At 43.5% G+C, this 19884-nt stretch carries 17 protein-coding genes; 13 read left to right on the top strand and 4 right to left on the bottom strand.

From position 1 onward, the window contains the following. The first annotated feature begins 69 nt into the window (after window positions 1-69). From NSQ99_RS16060 to NSQ99_RS16045, 4 genes are all read left to right on the top strand, one after another. Window positions 70-1128, top strand: coding sequence for a glycoside hydrolase family 53 protein (locus tag NSQ99_RS16060; protein WP_340837799.1), 1059 nt, complete (start codon window positions 70-72; stop codon window positions 1126-1128). A gap of 9 nt (window positions 1129-1137) precedes the next feature. Then, window positions 1138-2220, top strand: coding sequence for an ABC transporter substrate-binding protein (locus NSQ99_RS16055; protein WP_340837798.1), 1083 nt, complete (start codon window positions 1138-1140; stop codon window positions 2218-2220). After that, complete coding sequence (locus tag NSQ99_RS16050) at window positions 2196-2975, top strand: ABC transporter permease (RefSeq protein ID WP_340837796.1); 780 nt, start codon at window positions 2196-2198, stop codon at window positions 2973-2975. Before NSQ99_RS16055 ends, NSQ99_RS16050 begins: the two co-directional genes overlap by 25 nt. A 148-nt stretch (window positions 2976-3123) precedes the next feature. Further along, entirely contained in the window at window positions 3124-3888 is a 765-nt protein-coding gene (locus NSQ99_RS16045) for an ABC transporter ATP-binding protein (protein WP_340837794.1), read from the top strand. 386 nt (window positions 3889-4274) lie between these two features. Here the strand turns inward: NSQ99_RS16045 and NSQ99_RS16040 are convergent, their stop codons facing one another. Next, window positions 4275-4565, bottom strand: coding sequence for a hypothetical protein (locus NSQ99_RS16040; protein WP_340837792.1), 291 nt, complete (start codon window positions 4563-4565; stop codon window positions 4275-4277). Window positions 4566-4794: 229 nt separating this feature from the next. Here NSQ99_RS16040 and NSQ99_RS16035 point away from each other — a divergent pair, with 229 nt between their 5' ends. Both NSQ99_RS16035 and NSQ99_RS16030 read left to right on the top strand, forming a co-directional pair. After that, window positions 4795-5163 (top strand): BlaI/MecI/CopY family transcriptional regulator, encoded by a 369-nt coding sequence (locus NSQ99_RS16035; protein ID WP_340837790.1) that lies wholly within the window; start codon window positions 4795-4797, stop codon window positions 5161-5163. Next, window positions 5164-6627, top strand: a complete 1464-nt coding sequence (locus NSQ99_RS16030) for a M23/M56 family metallopeptidase (protein ID WP_340837788.1) — start codon at window positions 5164-5166, stop codon at window positions 6625-6627. Between the two features lie 44 nt (window positions 6628-6671). Here NSQ99_RS16030 and NSQ99_RS16025 read toward each other — a convergent pair whose 3' ends face one another. After that, window positions 6672-6923, bottom strand: coding sequence for a hypothetical protein (locus NSQ99_RS16025; RefSeq protein WP_340837786.1), 252 nt, complete (start codon window positions 6921-6923; stop codon window positions 6672-6674). A 151-nt stretch (window positions 6924-7074) separates the two neighbouring features. After that, on the bottom strand, window positions 7075-7842 hold the full coding sequence (locus tag NSQ99_RS16020; protein WP_340837784.1) for a serine hydrolase domain-containing protein: 768 nt from the start codon (window positions 7840-7842) through the stop codon (window positions 7075-7077). Window positions 7843-8060: 218 nt separating this feature from the next. Between NSQ99_RS16020 and NSQ99_RS16015 the strand changes: the two genes are divergently transcribed. From NSQ99_RS16015 to nadE, 5 genes are all read left to right on the top strand, one after another. Further along, window positions 8061-8837: an NUDIX hydrolase gene (locus tag NSQ99_RS16015; RefSeq protein ID WP_340837782.1), complete on the top strand. Its 777-nt coding sequence runs from the start codon at window positions 8061-8063 to the stop codon at window positions 8835-8837. 230 nt (window positions 8838-9067) lie between these two features. Continuing rightward, the gene (locus NSQ99_RS16010; protein WP_340837780.1) at window positions 9068-9634 is read left to right on the top strand and encodes a cysteine hydrolase family protein; all 567 of its coding nucleotides are present in this window, start codon (window positions 9068-9070) and stop codon (window positions 9632-9634) included. A 4-nt stretch (window positions 9635-9638) separates the two neighbouring features. Then, window positions 9639-11123: a nicotinate phosphoribosyltransferase gene (locus NSQ99_RS16005; RefSeq protein ID WP_340837779.1), complete on the top strand. Its 1485-nt coding sequence runs from the start codon at window positions 9639-9641 to the stop codon at window positions 11121-11123. 12 nt (window positions 11124-11135) lie between these two features. After that, window positions 11136-11750, top strand: a complete 615-nt coding sequence (gene nadD, locus NSQ99_RS16000) for a nicotinate (nicotinamide) nucleotide adenylyltransferase (protein ID WP_340837777.1) — start codon at window positions 11136-11138, stop codon at window positions 11748-11750. A 20-nt stretch (window positions 11751-11770) separates the two neighbouring features. Beyond that, a complete protein-coding gene (nadE, locus tag NSQ99_RS15995) occupies window positions 11771-12589 on the top strand; it encodes an ammonia-dependent NAD(+) synthetase (protein ID WP_340837775.1) in 819 nt (272 codons plus the stop codon). Window positions 12590-12716: 127 nt separating this feature from the next. On the opposite strand, the gene NSQ99_RS15990 is transcribed toward nadE, so the two are convergent. Further along, window positions 12717-13580, bottom strand: a complete 864-nt coding sequence (locus NSQ99_RS15990) for a helix-turn-helix domain-containing protein (protein ID WP_340837774.1) — start codon at window positions 13578-13580, stop codon at window positions 12717-12719. 123 nt (window positions 13581-13703) lie between these two features. On the opposite strand from NSQ99_RS15990, the gene NSQ99_RS15985 reads away from it, so the two are divergent. Both NSQ99_RS15985 and NSQ99_RS15980 read left to right on the top strand, forming a co-directional pair. After that, entirely contained in the window at window positions 13704-15248 is a 1545-nt protein-coding gene (locus NSQ99_RS15985) for an alpha-L-rhamnosidase-related protein (protein WP_340837772.1), read from the top strand. 169 nt (window positions 15249-15417) lie between these two features. Beyond that, window positions 15418-19824 (top strand): glycoside hydrolase family 3 C-terminal domain-containing protein, encoded by a 4407-nt coding sequence (locus NSQ99_RS15980; protein ID WP_340837771.1) that lies wholly within the window; start codon window positions 15418-15420, stop codon window positions 19822-19824. Window positions 19825-19884 lie beyond the last annotated feature (60 nt).

Here is a 19884-nt window from a genome sequence, read left to right as displayed (position 1 = left end):
AATTCACGACAGGTCGGGTAGAGTTCTCTCTACCTTTCTATTGTCGTGCCAAAAAGGGAGAGGTATTTCATGACTAAGTTAATTACTGGTGCGGATATTTCGTTTCTTGATGAAGTTTTGCAAGCGGGAGGAAAGTTTTATGATGAAGGCGTTCAAGCCGATTGCTTATCCATTTTAACTGACCATGGGATGAAAGCTGTACGTTTGAGAATCTGGAACGACCCTGCTGGCGGATTTTGCGATTTGGAGCGCACACTGCACATGGCCAGGCAAGTAAAGGAGAAAGGGATGCATTTACTGCTCTGCTTCCACTATTCGGACTTATGGGCTGATCCGAAGCATCAAACGAAGCCGAAAGCGTGGGAGGGGCTCGATTTTACATCGTTAAAGCAAGCGCTATATGACTATACGGAGCAAGTTCTGGGTGCCCTCAAGGCACAAGGAACGACGCCAGATATGGTTCAAATCGGTAATGAAATTACGAGGGGAATCGTCTGGGACGAGGGCTGCGTTAGCGGCAATCTTAGTGAATCCGACAAGCAGTGGCAGCAGTTGACGGAACTCGTTAAGAAGGGCATTGCAGCGGTAAAGAAGGTTGATCCTTCGATTAATATTATGATCCATATTGACCAAGGTGGTGATAATGCGACGAGCCGTAAATTTTTAGATCAGTTTGAACGATACGGTGTGCAATTTGATACGATCGGCTTGTCTTTTTATCCATGGTGGCATGGTACATTGAAAGCGCTAGAAAACAACATGGCTGATTTAATTTCTAGATACGGGAGAGATATCATTATTGTCGAACTTGCCTATCCATGGACGATCACCAACCTTACTTCTCCGGGTATGATCGTTGATAAGGAAGATCAATTGCATGAGGGATACCCAGCAACGATAGAAGGGCAAGCGGCCTATATGAGAGATCTGATTGCCCTAATGAAGAGTGCGCCTGAAGGCAAATGTATCGGATTTTACTATTGGGAACCTGCATGGATACCTTGTCAGGAGGAGTGGTCTGTCGGACATCACAACAATTGGTCAAATTTGACGCTGTTCGATTATGATGGCAATAAGCTGAAGGCGATGGATGCGATAAGGGACGCTGTTTCGATATGGAAGGAGTAGGGCAGCCTTATGGGGATAGTCAAACTTAGAATATCAGTAGGCAGCTTCCTGCTCATTCTTCTAGTGCTACTGCAAGGCTGCGGTGGAGGAGCGGTTACGAGTCAGGAAAGATTTACAATCGGCTACCAATCGACCACGGCTCAAACATGGGGGGCACTTATTATAAAAAACAAGAAGCTGCTGGAAAAGCATCTGGAAGAGCTATTGCCAGGGCAGGAGGTAACTGTTGAATGGTTTGATGCTTCAGCAGGCTCGGTATTGAACAATAACATGATCGGGGGAAAAATTCAGTTGTCTTTTCTCGGTGATATGCCTTCTCTGCTCAATGGAGTTCAAGGGAAGACGCGATCAAATTATGATTCCGTGCTGCTTGCGCTTGATGGTAAAGGAGTGTCAGGGCGAAATCAAGGTATCGTGACCCCAAACGGGAGTAGTATTCACACGATAGAGGAATTGGCAGGAAAGACTGTATCGACCCCAATCGGAAGTAGCGCTCACCGTATGCTGCTCGATATGCTTCGTGAACATGGGCTGATTGAGCAGGTGACGATAGTCGATCAGTCGGTATCAGTCGGAATGCAAAGTATCGAGCAGAGAAAGATCGATGTGCATGCAACATGGGAGCCCTATTTGAGCCTGATTGATTACCGGGGAATCGGACAACTATTGCAATCAGGAGAGACGACGAATGTCGATTACTTAACGGCAGTTGTAGCCAATCGAGATTGGGCTCAAAGCAATCGAACATATGTTATCGCATTTCTTAGAGCGTTGTATGAAGCGCATCAATTCATTAGTAATCATCCCACGGAAGCGGCTGAAATTTTTGCAGAGGAGAGCAAGTTTCCGCTGGAAGTATGTCACAAACTGGTCGCTTCGATTCGCTTCGACTCTGCGATCTATAACAAGGATTTGAATACTTTGAATGGCAGTATCGCCTTTTTGTCGGAAATAGGAAAACTGCAGCAAAAACTGGATTTAAACGATTTTGTGGATGATCAATATTTGCGTGAGGCATTGCATTCTCTGGATAAGCCCTATTTGACAGATGAGGAGTTGAAAGGAGATTGGATAGAAGACAAAAGGCTGTAAAAGCTGGACTTTCGTTGACGGTAAAGGTGTTGTCCATCGTTAGTTTCATCGGATTATGGCACATTCTGGTCACATTAGGCTTGAAGTGGCCCTTTCAATTTGCCAATTTACCTGCACCTGCCGAAGTGATGATCGCATGGGTTAACTTGCTTGGAAGTGGCTTCTACTACGAGAACATATTGACGAGTTCCATGCGTGTATTGGCTGGTATTGTCCTGGCCTTTTTTGCAGCTGTACCTCTAGGCTTATGGATAGGGCTTTCCAGACAAGCAAGTAACATTATTTTTACAAACTTTGAGATATTTCGCCCAATACCACTGATTGCCTATTTGCCAATCGCAATGCTCTTGTTCCCGACAATCGAGGGGAGTATTATTTTTATCACGTTCATAGGTGCCTTCTTCCCAATTCTTATTAATACGAAAGATGCGGCCCAGCGGATTCCTAAACAACTCATTCACGCAGCTTACAATTTGGGCTGTACACCTGTTCGAGCTCTGTTTAGTGTATACATTCCAGCAATAACACCCGAAATTTTTACTGGTGTTGCTATAGGAACTGGTGCTTCTTGGATGGGGGTCATTACAGGAGAAATGATGTCTGGACAGACTGGAGTCGGCTACATGACATGGCAAGCATACCATTTGCTTGATTATTCACAGTCGATAATCGGAATGTTTACGATTGGTCTGCTCGGTTTCTCGTCAGCGGTGTTAATTAGAGTGGCGGAACGGGGGATTGTCCGATGGAAATAATGAAGAAAATATTACCAGTAGATATAAAACTCTAATTCATATATTACGGTAAAATTTTACTAGAAATTGTAAAATCGGCACTCATTTCCTAGATACTGGGAGGTTGCCAAAACTAGGCGATATAAATACTTTACGAGGAGAAAGCCTTATGTATATCGAGTTTGATCATGTCAGTAAAACTTATGATGTCGGTACCCATAGTCTATTAAATGCAGTGAGGGACATCTCGTTTACGATTGGGCAAGGCGAATTCGTCTCGTTCGTTGGACCTTCCGGCTGCGGTAAGAGTACATTGATGAAAATGATCGCCGGCATCGAGAGCCCTGATCTGGGCGGCAGCGTCAAGTTTCAGGGGGAAGTGGTAAGAGGTCTATCGACAGAACGAGTCTATATTTTTCAGGACTATACTTTATTTCCTTGGCTGACTGTAAAGCAAAATATTGGATTTGGTTTGCGAGGCACGCGCTATTCCCGTAAGTATCAGGATTCCGTAGTTGCTCAATATATTGAGAAGCTCGGATTAATGGGAATGGAGGATCTGTATCCTGAACAGTTGTCCGGCGGGATGAGGCAGCGTACTGCGATTGCTCGTGCTCTCTGTTTGAAACCGAGTCTGCTACTAATGGATGAGCCATTCTCAGCACTGGATTCCATCAGACGCGAGCAGATGCAGAATGAGCTGATGAATATTTGGGAGACGGAGCGAACAACGATTTTGCTTGTGACTCATGACGTAGAGGAAGCGATCTATTTGTCGGACCGAATTGTAGTTATGTCATCAAGTCCCGGGGTGATTAAGAAGATTGTACCGGTTACGTTTGCTCGCCCTAGAGTTCGTACGTATCCGGAATATGTACAATTGCGCGAGCAGGTGAATCGACTGCTTCACCAGGAGCCGGCATACATCAAGTAGCTTTTTAAAACTTTTAGATTACAGAACGTTGGAACTTACGCTTTTTTGATTCACAATATATCTTCTTATGACTTTTGTGTATTAACGTTAGCTCATTGGACTCTAATCCAATGGGCTTTTTGGTTATTGTTCTGATTATCCGTCATTCTCTTGTTTAAGCTGTGTTCTAAAGAAATTTGAAGCAATATATAAACATATTCCACTGCCGAGCGACACGGTGCCGATTACGGTACTAGCTCCTTCTGCAAATAAAAAAAGCCTATTCCAATCGCCACAAAGAATGTGCCAATATAAATAAACCATTTTCTTATCGAGGATATATTGCTCATAATAAAAGCTCCTTTCGCTATTTCTTAACTAGATTCGATTTCGACTTTGCATCATATTTAAGAAGATCGGTAATTGCTACGCTTTCTTACAACAAATCTATATAGCAGCAGATCAAGCACTAAGCCAGCTATATACCACGTAACAAAATTACATACGTAGGCAAAGAGCAGCATGTTATCACCTAAAAAACTCCAGTTAATATTAAACCATTCGTTCGCAAATAAAAGCGGTGGGGTAGTGAAATAGAGCAGCAGGCTTTTATCATCCCAGCCTAACAAATTTTGAACAATGATGAAGATTGAAACCAACACAAACCAGAAGCGAAAGGATAATAGGAGCTTTTTCATTTTTCACCTCCTCAGTCATTAATAATATTTGTATAATTTTAACATTTTCAGATATGGTGTTACAATTATATTAATAAATAATTAGACATCCCCGAGCATAATGTAAGTTTTGATTAAGATGACCGCTGTTGAAAAATTAATTGGAAGAGCTTGACATCTAAGATTACATATGTAATCATTAAATAGAATTACACGTGTAATCGTAATTGGAAAGGTGTTGATTTACGAGGTGAACATCCCAAATATATCAGCGGCAGAGTGGGAAGTGATGAAAGTGCTTTGGAAGAAATCTCCGGTTACTTCTCAGGAAGTCATTGACCAACTCTCTGAACCGATGGAGTGGAGTCCGAAAACAGTTAAGGCGTTAATCAATCGCCTGCTGAAAAAGGGGGCTATTCAATTCGAAGCAGCAGGACGTGTGTATTACTATTCACCACTCGTTGCGGAGGAAGATTGTATTCGTGAAGAACGAAAAACTTTTTTACAACGCATTTATGGTGGGGCGCTATCACCGATGCTCGCCCATTTTATTCAGGATGAGCAATTGAGCAAGGAAGAAATTGAAGAATTGAAAAAAATGCTGGAGGAAAAACGCTAAATGCATTCCGGTATAGCGGGATGGGTACTTTCCTTGTTCCAACATGTTTTTTTAACGACTCCGTTAGCAGTCGGACTTATCTTGCTCATCTTATGGATACGTAGAACGTCCGTGTTTCGGCTACATATCGGTGTTGTCTATACGCTGTGGCTAATATGTATTGTAAGATTGTGGATGCCATGGACGCCACCAGGCCCGATCCAACTTTGGCAGTCTATACAAGGTAGAGGAGCATCGGTCAGTCACAATGAAACGACTGCGCGATGGACAACCACTGAAATGCGTTCATACGCTGTTCCTGTCGAGCAGTGGATCGAGACTAATGGAGCATTTAATGTTTGGGAGTTACTATTTTTCATTTGGGCCGTTGTAACGGTTGTCTTATTCCTCATCTACGTGGGACTGTCCGTGTACGGCATTCATACCATTCGCCGTGAAGGGGGCCGACCAGCTGATGAATTACGACGGATAGTAGACATGTGCAAACATGATCTGAAGATGCGAAGAAACGTAAGGGTTGAACAATCCAGCCTGGTGGCTTATCCAGTTTTGAGTGGGTGGATTAGACCGAAAATCCTTATTCCTACCCAGTTAATTGGTCATCTAAATGCTGATGAATGGCGCAATATTTTTCTGCATGAACTCATTCATGTGCGTAGAGGGGATATTATTTGGAATCATGCCATGGCCATGCTAGTTATTGTTAATTGGTTCAATCCGCTTGTGTGGATAGGTTATCGTATGATGCGGGAAGATCAGGAATTGTCTTGTGATGGTGTGGCACTGCGCTACACGGATAGTCAGCAATATGGAGCGACGTTGTTACGAGTAGCATCCTGGAAGCTAATGCAAGGGCAAGTCGTTCATGGGCTTCTATCTTTTAAGGGTTCGTCATCGCGAACATTGACGAGAAGGAGGATTGAAATGATCAAGCAAGTTGTAAGCAATAAGCGAGTATGGGCACCGCTCCTTGTTGGAATGGTGGTAATTATTGCAATCATGACATTTACAGGGGAAAATACGACAGCTCTATCACAAGAATTGAATGGTGAATTATCTGGTGAACTACAACAGCTAAAAGCTTCAGATCGTGAGCATGAAGCATTAGAGATTGTGATGACCTTCAACATTCCAGCAGAAGGTAAAGTAACGAATGAGTTTCAGACAGAACGGCCTTATGTGAGTATTGCGAATGCTGAAGGAACAGCTATATACGCAGCGGCAGACGGTGTTGTTGAGCAAGCAGAATATGTTCAGAAGGAAGGTAATTATATTCGCATTGCTCATGAAGGAGGCTATGTTACGACATATAGCCATTTGGAAGGCTTGCAAGTCAAAGCTGGAGATCAAGTGAAAGCTGGTTCACAGATTGGTACTATGGGTTCAACTGGACATAGTACAGGTCCTCATGTGAAGTGGATGCTGCTGAATGGAGAAACAGCGATTGATCCAATGGGACGATAAAGGAAAAAGTTTAGGGCAGCAGTTAAGGATATCCTATGATATCCTTAACTGCTGCCCCTTGCTTCTAAATTTTTACCTCGCTTTGGACCTTTATTATAGAATAAAATTCGGAAAATCGCAGTGAACATAAAAACACTTAGCATAATCAAAAATATTGTTAATCCTTGCACGATATCTGGATCTTTGTGGTAATCATATAAAGTTGGCACTCCGATTTCGAATGGAAGATACACATAGATGTAGGCGAGCATGAACATATAAACAGTAGACAGTATTCCAATCGCGATCCAGCTCATTCCGGTAGGCTTCTTAAATCGTAGGGTCCTACTGCCTTTCCATAGCGAAATGATCATAGATGCTACTAGTAGAGCTAACGCGAGAGTAACAAATAAGGTAACGAGCATAATTAGTTTGAGGTGCTTCTCCTTCAACTCTCCTTGTCGCTGATTATCCGAAGATTAGCGCCATTGCGCAGGACATTACCTTGAACTCCGGCTTTAACTTATACCGAATCATATCATAGGTGAAATACCCGGTCCGCTCCATGCCGAGCGGTTTGAAAATATGTTCCTCCATATACGAAGTGAAAGGTTCGCCAGTTGTTTCTTCAATGAGAACCTGAAGCAGATCGGTATTCATATTCGTATATTCGTATCCCTCGCCTGGGGAATGAGTTAAGCTTACATTGTTGAGCTTTTGGATCATCTGTTTGATGCGGTCCTCTTTGTCCAGAGACACAGCATCATGCATGTTAAGACGATCCGGCAAACCGCTCGAATGATTCAGTAAGTGACGTACTGTAATTTGATTAGATATTGTCGTATCGTCTGTTGTAAACCACGGTAGATAGTGAACGAGCGGCTGTTCGACATCGAGCTTCCCTTGTTCTTGGAGCTGCAACACAGCCAGCGTAACGAAGACCTTGGACAAGGAACCTAGCAAAAAATTCGTCTGTTCATTCACCGCTGCCTCCTCGTTTATCTCCAATAAGCCAAAGCCCTCGGTATAGAGTGCTTTTTCTTTGGTTACCCAGGCGAACGCCATTCCAGGGATGTCGTGAGTCCTCATGTTCGCTTCTATTTCGTTATCAAGCTTATGTATCGTTTGCTCAACATTATTGGAAACAGCGAGGACATTAACTTGGAACGAGAAAAAACAGCTGAATATTAGAAGTAAGGCCGTACTTATTTTGTAATGAGAACTTTTAAAGCTCATCTTTCACCCCTATTCTCTGAAAGAAAGTAGACCACCTGTAATTAGTTTAGCAGGGGAGTACTGATTAGCCAAAACAAAATTAACGATTGTGAGACTTACTAAACAACAAGGTATTACTATTTTCCTAATTAGGCTAATGTATATTGACAATAACAATTACATATACTAACATTACAATTAACAAAATGATAATTGTTAATAAATGAAGGAGGTATACAGTGTCTAATCAGGAAGCATTACAGCAATATGATGTGAAGAAGTACCGAACACCTGACGGCTATACTTCCGATATCGCTGTTTTTACAATATTGCCAGTCAAGTCTGAAGAATTTAAACCGCCTACCCAGGATCTTAAAATTATGCTGATCCAGCGTAGCATGCTCGACAGCGAAGGCCGGCCGAATATTGAGGCAGGAAAATGGGCACTACCGGGCGGGTTCGTTAATCCTGATGAGACAGCGTTCGAAAGTGCAGCGCGCGAGCTAAAGGAAGAAACGGGTGTTGAAGACATCCACCTTGAGCATTTTGCAGTATATGATAAACCAGGACGTGACCCGAGGGGCTGGATTATTAGCAACGCTCATTATGCGATTGTGCCGGAGCATAAGCTAGCGAGTCGGGCAGCTAATGATGATGCGCAGGATGTGCAGCTATTCTCCATTAAAGAGGTCATGCAGCTTGACCTCGCCTTTGATCATGCACGTATTGTCGCAGATGCGATAGAAGTGATACGCCAGAAGCTGCTTGAAACGACTGCCGCTAAGGAGTTTTTGCCCGAGGAGTTCACCTATTCTGAGCTTCAGGCTGTTCTGCTTACTGTAACTGATGATTCTGCGATTACGCTAGAGGCTGCATTTGCACGAAAGATCAAAACCTTGCCATTCATACAAGAGGTGCCAGGCAAGAAGACGACTAGAACGTCAAAAAGACCAACACAGCTATATCGGTTCATTGATGTAGGCATCAAGAGATCTATATATCATGCAAAAATATGAAGAGGTAGTTCAAATAGTCCAGGCTTGATGACGACGTGACTCGTTGTAGCTTAGCCGGCATCGAATATGAAGCCCTACCGAAAGCTCTGTTGCTCACGTACCAAAAACGTACGCTACGCTACTCGCTTTCTAGTATTGCTTCAGCTTCTTGGTCCTGAAACCTGAATTTTTGAACCTTTATTAAATAAATTAACAATGATGAACATGTTAATACTAAGGAGGATATAACAATGGAAAAGAAAAGAGCGTTAATTAATGTGGATTACACCATTGATTTTGTTGCGGCAGATGGAGCGTTGACATGTGGAGTGCCTGGTCAAGCGCTTGAAGCAAGAATGACGGAGATTACGAAAGAATTTATTGATAACGGGGATTATGTCGTGTTTGCGATCGATGTTCATAAGGAAAACGATCCATTCCATCCTGAGACAAAGCTGTTTCCGCCACATAACTTGGAAGGAACTGTTGGTCGAAAGCTATACGGCGAACTAGAGGAGCTGTACCATGCTAACAAACATGCTGCACATGTTTACTGGATGGATAAGACGAGATACAGTGCATTTGCCGGGACCGATCTGGAGCTGCAGCTTCGTGCAAGAGGGATTACTGAGCTGCACCTTGTAGGAGTGTGCACCGATATTTGTGTGCTTCATACGGCCGTAGATGCTTACAATAAAGGATATGACATTGTCATTCATGAGGATGCAGTGGCGAGCTTTGATCCGGAGGGCCACGCTTGGGCGCTTCGTCATTTCAAAGGAACACTTGGTGCCAAAGTAGTAAAGAAGGGAGAATAGCGATATGAATAGCAATGTGCTTCCAGCGTTTAACCATTACGATGACAGCCTTGCGCTGCATACCGATAAGTACCAAATTAATATGGTGCAGGCATATTGGCAGGATGGCATGCATAATCGCAGAGCTGTGTTTGAGGTATATTTCCGCAAGCTTCCCTTTCAAAATGGATTTGCCATCTTTGCGGGGCTGGAGCGCGTCATTCGCTATCTCCACGACTTTCACTTCTCAGAAAGCGATCTGGCCTACCTGCGAGAGGAAGGATATAGTGACGAATATTTAGCCTATCTTCAGAGCCTGCGGTTTACCGGAAACGTACGCTCCATGAGAGAAGGAGAGCTTGTATTCGCCAATGAGCCGATTATGCGAATCGAAGCAACGCTCGCTGAAGCACAGCTTATTGAGACAGCCGTTCTCAATATAGTGAACTACCAGACGCTTATTGCAACTAAGGCTGCTCGTATTAAGCAGGTGGCTGTTAATGAGGCGTGCATGGAGTTCGGAACTCGCCGCGCACAGGAGCTGGATGCGGCGATCTGGGGTACGAGAGCTGCGTATATTGCAGGGTTTGACGCGACATCGAACGTTAGAGCCGGCAAGCTGTTCGGCATCCCTGTAGCGGGCACTCACGCTCATGCGATGGTGCAGGCTTATCGCGATGAGTATGCAGCATTCAAAGCATACGCTGAGACACATCAGGATTGTGTATTTCTCGTTGATACGTATGATACGCTGAGATCAGGTGTCCCAACTGCGATTAAGGTTGCTAAGGAGTTTGGTGATCGCATTCGTTTTCATGGCATTCGGTTAGATAGTGGGGATCTCGCTTATCTCTCTAAGGAAGCACGCAAAATGCTTGATGAAGCGGGCTTTCCAGATGCAAAAATCTATGCCTCTAATGATCTTGATGAGCAAACCATTATGAACCTGAAGGCACAAGGCGCGCGTATTGATGTGTGGGGCATCGGGACGAAGCTAATTACCGCTTATGATCAGCCAGCTCTCGGAGCTGTCTATAAGCTGATCGCCATTGAGGATGAAGCAGGCAAGCTCGTTGATACGATTAAGATTAGCTCTAATCCTGAGAAAATCTCAACGCCTGGACGTAAGCGGGTATACCGGATTGTCAATAAGACCAGTGGCAAATCTGAAGGTGACTACATTGCGCTGGAGCATGAAACACCGCAGAACGAGCAGCGCCTGCATATGTTCCACCCTGTACACACCTATATTGCCAAGTTCGTTACTGGATTTGAAGCAAGGGAGCTACATCATACGATCTTTGATCAGGGCGTGCTCGTGTATGAGCTTCCGACGCTGCAGAATATTCGTGGGTTTGTTCGTGAAAATTTGGATATCCTGTGGGAAGAGTATAAGCGCGCACTGAACCCTGCAGAGTACCCTGTCAACCTTAGTCAGGAATGCTGGAATAACAAAATGCGCTTGATTGAGGAAGTGCGAAGCAAGGTTCAAGCAGCGCTGGAAGACTAGAAGGAGGCCCATATGGCGAAAATCGGTATTTACGGATCATCCTTTGATCCAATCACGAATGTACACTTATGGACAGCAAGCACGGTAGCACATCGCTGCAAGCTGGATCGTGTTATCTTTCTGCCCTGCTCGAGCAAGCGGCAGGATAAGAAGCTGAATGTTTCAGATGAGCATCGGATGAACATGGTTCAGCTGGCAATTGCGGATAACGAGAAGTTTGAGGTAGATGATTACGAGATGAACCAGCTTGGATGGGAGATAGCCACCTATATTACGCTAAGACATTTTCGTGAAAAGTTCCCAAGTGATGAGATATACTTTATTATGGGAGCCGATCTACTTGTCGATATTGGCGAAGGGAAATGGCAGCGGGCTGATGATCTCATTCGTGAGAATAAATTTATTGTGATGGCAAGAGATGGAATTAATATGCTGTCTGCCATTAGTAAATCACCGATTTTACGAAATGCTGATGACGGCCAAACCTTTCATCTTATCGATAAAGGATTAGCGATGGAGATCAGCTCTAGCTATATTAGAGATGAATTAAAAATGGGCGGGGAGCCGCGTTATTTGATGCCGGATAAGGTGTACGAATATATTAAAACAAATAACCTGTACCAGTAGCCCGAGAGGAGATTAGAACGTTGAGTATACAAACTGATATTATGAATGCATTGCACGTTAAGCCTGTAATCGATGCACATGAGGAGATTCGCAATCGCGTAGGCTTTCTAAAGGAATATTGCCGTAAGACGAAGGCCAAAGGCTTTGTGCTTGGAATTAGCGGCGGTCAGGATTCTTCATTAGCTGGTCGGTTGTGTCAGCTTGCAGTAGAAGAGCTCCGTGCAGAAGGCTATGAGGCGACCTTCTATGCTATCCGTCTACCGTACGGTGTACAGCATGATGAGGACGATGCTCAGCTTGCGCTGCAGTTCATTCAGCCTGATAAAGCCTTAACCTTTAATATAGGGGCTTCTGTTGATGCTTTTACCGTTACCTATCAGGAGTCAGATGATAAGCCGCTTTCTGATTATCAGAAAGGTAATGTTAAAGCAAGAATGCGCATGATTGCTCAGTATGCCATTGCAGGTGAGCACCAATGCCTAGTCGTTGGCACAGACCATGCAGCAGAAGCGATTACAGGATTTTTCACGAAGTATGGCGATGGTGGTGCAGACGTTATTCCATTGACAGGACTTACGAAGGCGCAGGGTCGTGAGCTGCTAAAGGCACTTAACGCAAATGAGCGTCTGTATCTTAAGGTTCCTACAGCGGATCTGCTCGACAACAAGCCACAGCAGTCAGACGAAGCTGAGCTTGGAATGGAGTACAGCCAGCTCGATCAGTATTTGGTCGGCAACGAGGTCGACCCGGCAGAAAAAGAAAAGATTGAGCAGCGTTATCGTATGACTCAGCATAAGCGAGAGCTGCCTGTATCGCCGTTTGATCAGTGGTGGAAATAGCTATACGAGGCAACTACAAGTGAAGAGCTTGCAAAAAGTCATTAAATCAAAAAAAGTTGGGCGGAAAACGCAATGTTTTCCGCCCAACTTTTTGCGTGTCTGCTTTAATAAAATTGCGGTAGCCTGCCTACCTATTTTGTTGCTGATTGCGATATTCACGTGGTGAATACCCGGTATGCTTTTTGAATATCTCATAAAAAAATGGAGTGTTCATGTAACCAACTGCTTCAGCTATACTAGAGATCTTTAATTGAGTCGTTATCAGTTTCTCACATGCTGCTCGAACTCGAATACTCTGTACATATTGCGTTAAGCTCATACCTGTATGCTTAACGAATAATCGTTGAAATTGTCTCTCTCCCACACCATACGCGCTTGCCAACTGGCTTGTTGTAAATGTTTCCGCATAACGCATCTGAAGAAGGTCCAGCAAGTTGTCCATTTTATTCGGTATATCTATCCTGTTATTTCGTTCTGTCCCATCATACATTCTAGCGAACAATATGAGCAGTTGGATAAGCAAGGCATATAAAGCTGCTTCCTGTTCAGAGCGTTCTATAGAGTATTCTCGGTATAGGCTTGTAAATAGTTGGTGCGCTGCTCCACTATGATCTTGAGCATGAAAAATTGAAGGGATATGAAGCAGTCTTTGTAGTAAATGAGCTCCTGGAAATGATGAAATAAGTGGGTTAAGCATGTCCAACGTTACAATGCAGTTGTATACGATGAGAGGATTCCCTTTTGCAGTTGAGGCTGGTCTAAACACATGAGATGTTCCCATTGGAATAAGAAACAGATCTCCAGAGGATACTTGAATACATTCGTTGCCCGTATGATGTGTTCCTGTGCCTTCACTTACATAGCTTAGCTCCAAAAAATCGTGGTAATGCTCCGTTAAGTCGTAGGACTCAGAGTTGCGATTGACATAAATATGAAGCTTATCATTAAAATATTGTTCTCCACTTAGTAAGCGAACGGTACGCTTTGTCATATTACACTTCACCTACAATGTCGGATTTATGAATAAAAAAGTCGCAATCACCTAATTTATCTTGTTGTGAAACATTCTATGATAAGTGCAAGTAGAAGGCAAGCATGAAAGGAGATTGTGTGTATGTTATTGAATAAGCAGATGATCGATAAGGCTGAAAGACTTGTTCCTAGCCTACAGTCGAAGGAAGTGAATGTTCAACAGCTTGTTGAGGTGATTGCCGACGAGTCAGCATTTCAAGGATGGCGTACAAAACCTACAATGACGGTACAAGAATGGAAGGAAAACAGCTACGGCAAAGGAGATAGTTTTGTACTTGACTTTGGCGATCATCAAGTAGGTTACGTAAAGATTGCTATAAGGCCGGTAGGCAGCCCACCTGATGCGCCATTAAAGCTAAAGCTGACCTTTGGCGAAATGCCTTGTGAAATTGCTGAGCCATTTGAGAGCTACAATGGCTGGTTAAGCAGCTCATGGCTGCAGGAAGAGCTAATGTTTATAGATGTCTTACCAGCAGAAATTAAATTGCCGAGGCGGTACTGCTTTCGATATATCAAGGTAGAGGTGCTAGATACATCTGTAAAGTACAAGGTTGCCTTTGATCATGTACTGTGCGAAGCAGTGTCATCTGGGAATAGCTCGCAGATCACTTCTCTGCCTTCTGGTCTGCCACAGTATATTGTAGATATGGATCGGGTTGCGATAAAAACGCTTCAGGATTGTATGCAGACCGTATTTGAGGACGGACCGAAGCGAGATCGACGTCTATGGATTGGTGATTTGCGGCTACAAGCGCAAGCGAATTATTATACATTCCAAAACTACGATTTGGTTAAACGCTGCATGTATCTGTTTGCAGGCATGCGACTGGAGGATGGTACAGTCGGCGCATGCGTATTTGAGAAGCCCCATGCACATGTCGATGATACGAAGCTGTACGACTACGCTCTGTTCTTTGTAGCAGTACTGTATGATTATTATGAGGCTACTAAGGATTGGGATGTATTACAAGAATTATGGCCGATTGCAATGGAGCAGCTGAACATCGGTGTTAACAGGCTAGATGAGCGAGGCATAGTTAAAGATGATAACACATGGTGGTGCTTTATAGATTGGCACTCTGAGCTTAACAAGCAAGCGTCTGCGCAAGCGGTGCTTATCTACTGCTTAAAGCGCGGAGAAGCACTTGCAGGGATACTGGGCAATGAACAGGAGAAGCTGATGATCTCCAACCATATCCAGCTTACTTCTAAGGCTGCACTACAATATTTGTGGGACGAGCAGTCCGGCTTCTTTAGAAGTGGGGAAGAAGGTCAAATCTCTTGGGCTTCGCAAATATGGATGGCACTTGCAGAGGTGTTGCCATCAAAGCAAAACGCGCTGTTGCTAGAAAGGTTGTTAATCGAATCACCGAAGATTAGAATGGCAACACCGTATTTGTATCACCATCTTATAGAAGCTTTATTTCTTACCGGTAACAAGGAGCGAGCAGTTGCTGAGATGGAAGCTTACTGGGGGGCTATGCTACAAGATGGCGCAGATACGTTTTGGGAGCTGTATAATCCGAAGGACAAGAAGGAGTCGCCTTACGGAAGTAATCTAATTAATAGTTATTGTCATGCTTGGAGCTGTACACCGACTTACTTTATACGTAAATATATGATCTAAAGGAATGATTTAAAGCCTGAGTATCCAGCTACATTAGGAGAATTCAGGCTTTTTGCAACCAATAAATAAGGTATGAATCAGAAAAAAGACGCGCTTATGGGCAGTAAAACTTTCCATTAAACTGATTATGAAAACGCTTTATATATTATATCGAAAGGGTGAGTTCAGCATGAGAGAATTAGTGAAATCGAAGACAAGCATGAAAGTAGTGGCAATTGCATTAACATGTTCGCTTGCAGTTAGCGCGTTCGCAGTACCTGCGCCTCTAGCGGCACAGGCAGCAGAAAATGATGCCATAGTTTTTAAGACACAGTCGGGTGGTGTTTTCGATGGGATGCCTTTGTTTGATGGTGTGCCTGAGCATTTGGATAAGTTTGTCGATACATACTTCGAATATACAGGGCTTGAAGGTCCTGCGGTGTATGTAACAGGTTCAAGAAATCATTACACGCTTAAAGAAGGAGCAAATGCAGGAAAAAAAATCCCCGGAGCACTTTCTGCAGCTGATAATGTACAAGGCGTATCTACCGATTTTCCTGCACTTGTTGGATTGGGACAGACGTGGAACAAGGAGCTTCTCGCAGAAGTAGGCAACGTAATGGGGAATGAGAAAATAAGTCAACTTAAAGTTAAACAAGGGGATTCCAATATTCACGGTGGAGAGAAAGCCTCCCTTTCAGTTGCTTTTACTGTTGTGAGCGATATGCGAATTAATCCTTTAAGCGGGAGATTCGATGAAGGTTTTTCCGAGGATCCATTTATGGCAGCGGAGCTCATTGATAGTATGGCGAGCGGATTAAGCGGTATTAATCAAGAGGAAAGTGATGATGGATTTTGGATGCGTGCTGCAGTTGGTACGAAGCACTTTTCTGTATATAACGCACAGTGGTATCGCTTCGGAACGAGTACAATTGCAAGCCCGAGAGCAATATTTGAATATCAAACACTTAGCCCAATTAAAGCGCTAGCGTCAGGATCCGTAGCAGGGGTTATGACATCATATGGAATGACGAATGGTGTACCAAACATCATTTCACCTTATCAGCGCTATGCTAATGAGCAATCTCGCTTTGGTGTGTATAGCTCACCAGATTTTAATGGGGATCAGCATACCTTTAATACCTCCATGTCTAATGGGTACGATACAAGCTATGCCAAAGATCGTACGTTAGCTAATGTGTTAATGGCATTAGCTAAGTCGAATGCTGGAAGACCAGGTCCTAATGAGGATAACGCCAATGAAGATGTTGCAGCACTTGTTGAGGCAGTTAGAGCAGGGGCATATGGAATTACTGAAGATGATCTTATTGAAGCAGCTCGTCCGCATGTGAATCAGCTTGTTCGTCTAGGAATTTTTAACGAAACAGATGACAGTGGAATTCCGAAATACTATCCGTTTGCCCAGGATGCATTAGATGTACGTACGGATGCACCAGCTACATATGCTTTAGAAGAGCACCAGGAGATTGCGCTTAAAGCAGCTCAGGAGAGTATTGTACTATTGAAAAATGATGGAGCATTGCCACTCAAAAAGGATCAAACCGCTGCAATCTCAGGTATGTATGCAGATGCTCGCTTTAAAACAACGTACTCTGTAGGAAATACACCGAGCATTCCAAATGCTGGAGATTCACCTTTGCTTTCAATTATTAAGCAAATTGGCGCCGATCAAGTTTCTTATGATCTTGGAGGTAAAATTATCGCGCTTACTTCCAAAGAAAATGGAGAAATTGTTACCACTGATGCTAGTGAGAATGTTGAAGAGGGCGCTCAGCTTATCACAACATCTGACCCACTTGACACTACACAAAATGCACAGCTATTCAGAGTGATTGATCTGGGTCAAGATGGAATTAACTTATTATCATTAGCTAACAATCGCTTTGTTACTTCTCCAACTGGTAATCCAGTCGATGTAGAAAACCTTAAGGTGAAAAATACAGATGCAACCCCATTGAACTTAACGAATAACGATTGGAATTTAGCAGAAATGAGTGGCTCTACAAGTACGATTCCGCCACGTCTAAGAATGGAAAAAAATAGTGATGGTACAGTAACATTTATTACTAATGGGTATCGTTCAGGTTTTAGTGGTGAATTTGCAGACTGGTATTATACCAATGGTCGTATGGTAACCGTTGCTGATCACAAGCTAACTGTTCCTGAAACACCAATTGGAAATGCGGCTGGTGCGGCTAATCGTCCAGATGCTGTTAAATTCGAAAAAACAGTTGTCAGAGAAGTAGGAGAAGATGCGGTAGAACGGGCGACATTGGATGATTATGCAATGGTTTTCGTAGGTGCAATTCCACGTCATAGTGCTGGTGAAGGAAATGATCGTTCGACCCTGTATATGGGTGAGGATGACTATGAGCTTGTAGAAAAGGTTTCAGCGGCATTTGCTGAACAAGGTAAAAAAACAATTGTTATTGTCAAATCAAGCTTCCCTGTTGGAATGGAAGAGATCCAAAATAATCCTAATGTATCTGCCATCGTCTATCAGCCATATGGTGGGCAATATGATTCTTATGCACTAGCACAGGTGTTATATGGGGACTATGCTCCAACTGGTCGCTTGACCTCAACATGGTATGCTGATATGTCAGCCTTTGATGCTATAAGTGAATATTCCATACCACAAAGCTTTCCAAATCATCAGCTTGGCGTTAATATTGATCCTCGATATACCGTTGACATGACAAATGCAGACCCTATCGAAGCTAAGCTTACCTACATGTATACAGCGGCACCAATTACGTATGAATTTGGTTACGGCTTATCATACAGTGATTTCAGCTATAGCAAGCTGCAGGTTCCTGCAACGATTAATGCTAAGGAGCCTGTACAAATAAACGTAGATGTCAGCAATCACGGAAATGTGGATACAGCAGAGGTTGTTCAACTCTATGTCAGCCATGATCATTCTGCCTACGGGGATGCAGCGCCATCTAAAAAGCTTGCAGCATTCGAAAAAGTGCAGCTAGCAGCAGGGGAGACAAAGACGGTCAACTTAACGGTTAACCCGTTAGATTTCGCAATCTGGGATGTGAACAAGGGTGAGTTTATTGTTGAGAGCGGAACATATAGCTTTATGGTTGGTGCTTCAACTAAAGATATTCGCTTATCGCAAAATGTAGTAGTTTCAGGCACAGATGTTGCTACATTGAATGCATATCAAGCGATAAACGTATTCGATCATTCCTTTGCAGCGAATAATGTGAAGTATTATGAGGTTTCCAAGGAACGTACAGCTATTAATCTTAAGGAAAAGAAGGTCATTGGTGGTTTTTATGCAGTCGGCTCCAAGAATCATGACTCATGGACAGCGATTCCAAAGGTTGACTTGACGGGTGCTAATCGAGTTACAGCAACGGTCGCAGCAGAAGGAAATGGCGGAGTCATTACGTTACATGCAGATTCACCAAGCAGTGCTCCTATTGCAACGATAGAGGTCCCCGTAACAGAGCCGGTTACCTACACAATTGAGAATGCAGGAGTCGAAGTTAAGGAGCTAGGCTATACAGATGTTACGGTTGATCTAAGCAATACAAGTATGGTGGGCGTTCATGATCTGTACATTGTTTTCAAGGCTGCAGATTTAAGAATAGATCGTCTAACTTTCCAGAAAGCAACAAGCGGCGGTACTCCAGCTCCTCAACCAATAGCTACGCCGGGTCCAAGTCCATCAACAGAACCTGAAGCAACTGAATCTGCATGGCCAATTGCTCAAATTAGAGCGACTACAGCAGCTGAGCAAGTGCTTGTATCATCTATCAAGCGTATGGGGATGACAATTGTAGGTGATGCGTTTGTCATCTCAAAGGTTAACCCGTCTTCAAGCTATGAGTGGGTAGAGATTACTTTCAGGAATGCGAGTGCTTCAAGACTAACAGCACTTGCTATACTCAATGATGATGGTACCTTAACACCAGTACCGAGTAAGGTCAGAACAACGTCTAATGGTCAAACTCAAGTTCAAGCGCTAGTTTCCACAGGAGGAATATACGTACCTATTGCCGCGAAACGAAGCTTTATTGATGTTCCCGTAGATGCATGGTATGCCTCATATATTGCCGAAGCAAGCAGTTTGCTCCTAATGAATGGTGTAAGCAGTAACGCCATGAAGCCATTAGAAAAAACAACAACAGGTCAAACCGTAATGGTCGCGTTAAATGTACTTGGTATAGCACCAGAGAAATTGGACGATGATCGTAAATGGTATGATGCGGTATTGAGAACAGCTGAACAACATAAATTGTTGAACTCTGAACAATTGGACCCTGAAGAAGTAATATCCCGACAAGGAGTAGCTGCAATTTTGACGCAAGTACTTCGCTATGCAGAAGTGGAAACAGAGCTTTCGCAAAATGAAATAGATGATCTGCTAAAAGATTACTCAGATATTCAAAACAGCTCTTTAGCTGATCGAAAAGCAATGGCGATCCTAGTGAAATACGGTATCTTTAATGGTAAATCTAACGTTAAGCTCGCACCACATGACGAGCTAACGAGAGCCGAGCTCGCAACGTTAGCCTTACGCATTCGTCAGGTTGTTAATCAACAAATTACAAAATAGCTTATCGTCGACCCGCTAAGTGTGCCGAATGAATTTGGCATACATCGCGGGTCTTTTTAT

The sequence above is a fragment of the Paenibacillus sp. FSL W7-1287 genome, assembly GCF_038004245.1.
In the GTDB taxonomy this organism is placed as follows: Bacteria; Bacillota; Bacilli; order Paenibacillales; family Paenibacillaceae; genus Pristimantibacillus; species Pristimantibacillus camelliae.
The sequence above is the reverse complement of the archived record's forward strand: the minus strand, read 5'-3'. Positions and strand labels throughout refer to the sequence as shown.

Coding starts and splice junctions, on each gene's coding strand:
- NSQ99_RS15990 (WP_340837774.1), bottom strand. CDS start 13,580: ATGACAAAGCGTACCGTTCGCTTACTAAGTGGAGAACAATATTTTAAT.
- NSQ99_RS16005 (WP_340837779.1), top strand. CDS start 9,639: ATGAATAGCAATGTGCTTCCAGCGTTTAACCATTACGATGACAGCCTT.
- NSQ99_RS16020 (WP_340837784.1), bottom strand. CDS start 7,842: ATGAGCTTTAAAAGTTCTCATTACAAAATAAGTACGGCCTTACTTCTA.
- NSQ99_RS16045 (WP_340837794.1), top strand. CDS start 3,124: ATGTATATCGAGTTTGATCATGTCAGTAAAACTTATGATGTCGGTACC.
- NSQ99_RS16060 (WP_340837799.1), top strand. CDS start 70: ATGACTAAGTTAATTACTGGTGCGGATATTTCGTTTCTTGATGAAGTT.
- NSQ99_RS16030 (WP_340837788.1), top strand. CDS start 5,164: ATGCATTCCGGTATAGCGGGATGGGTACTTTCCTTGTTCCAACATGTT.
- NSQ99_RS15980 (WP_340837771.1), top strand. CDS start 15,418: ATGAGAGAATTAGTGAAATCGAAGACAAGCATGAAAGTAGTGGCAATT.
- NSQ99_RS16025 (WP_340837786.1), bottom strand. CDS start 6,923: ATGAGCTGGATCGCGATTGGAATACTGTCTACTGTTTATATGTTCATG.
- NSQ99_RS16010 (WP_340837780.1), top strand. CDS start 9,068: ATGGAAAAGAAAAGAGCGTTAATTAATGTGGATTACACCATTGATTTT.
- NSQ99_RS16040 (WP_340837792.1), bottom strand. CDS start 4,565: ATGAAAAAGCTCCTATTATCCTTTCGCTTCTGGTTTGTGTTGGTTTCA.
- NSQ99_RS16055 (WP_340837798.1), top strand. CDS start 1,138: ATGGGGATAGTCAAACTTAGAATATCAGTAGGCAGCTTCCTGCTCATT.
- NSQ99_RS15985 (WP_340837772.1), top strand. CDS start 13,704: ATGTTATTGAATAAGCAGATGATCGATAAGGCTGAAAGACTTGTTCCT.
- nadD (WP_340837777.1), top strand. CDS start 11,136: ATGGCGAAAATCGGTATTTACGGATCATCCTTTGATCCAATCACGAAT.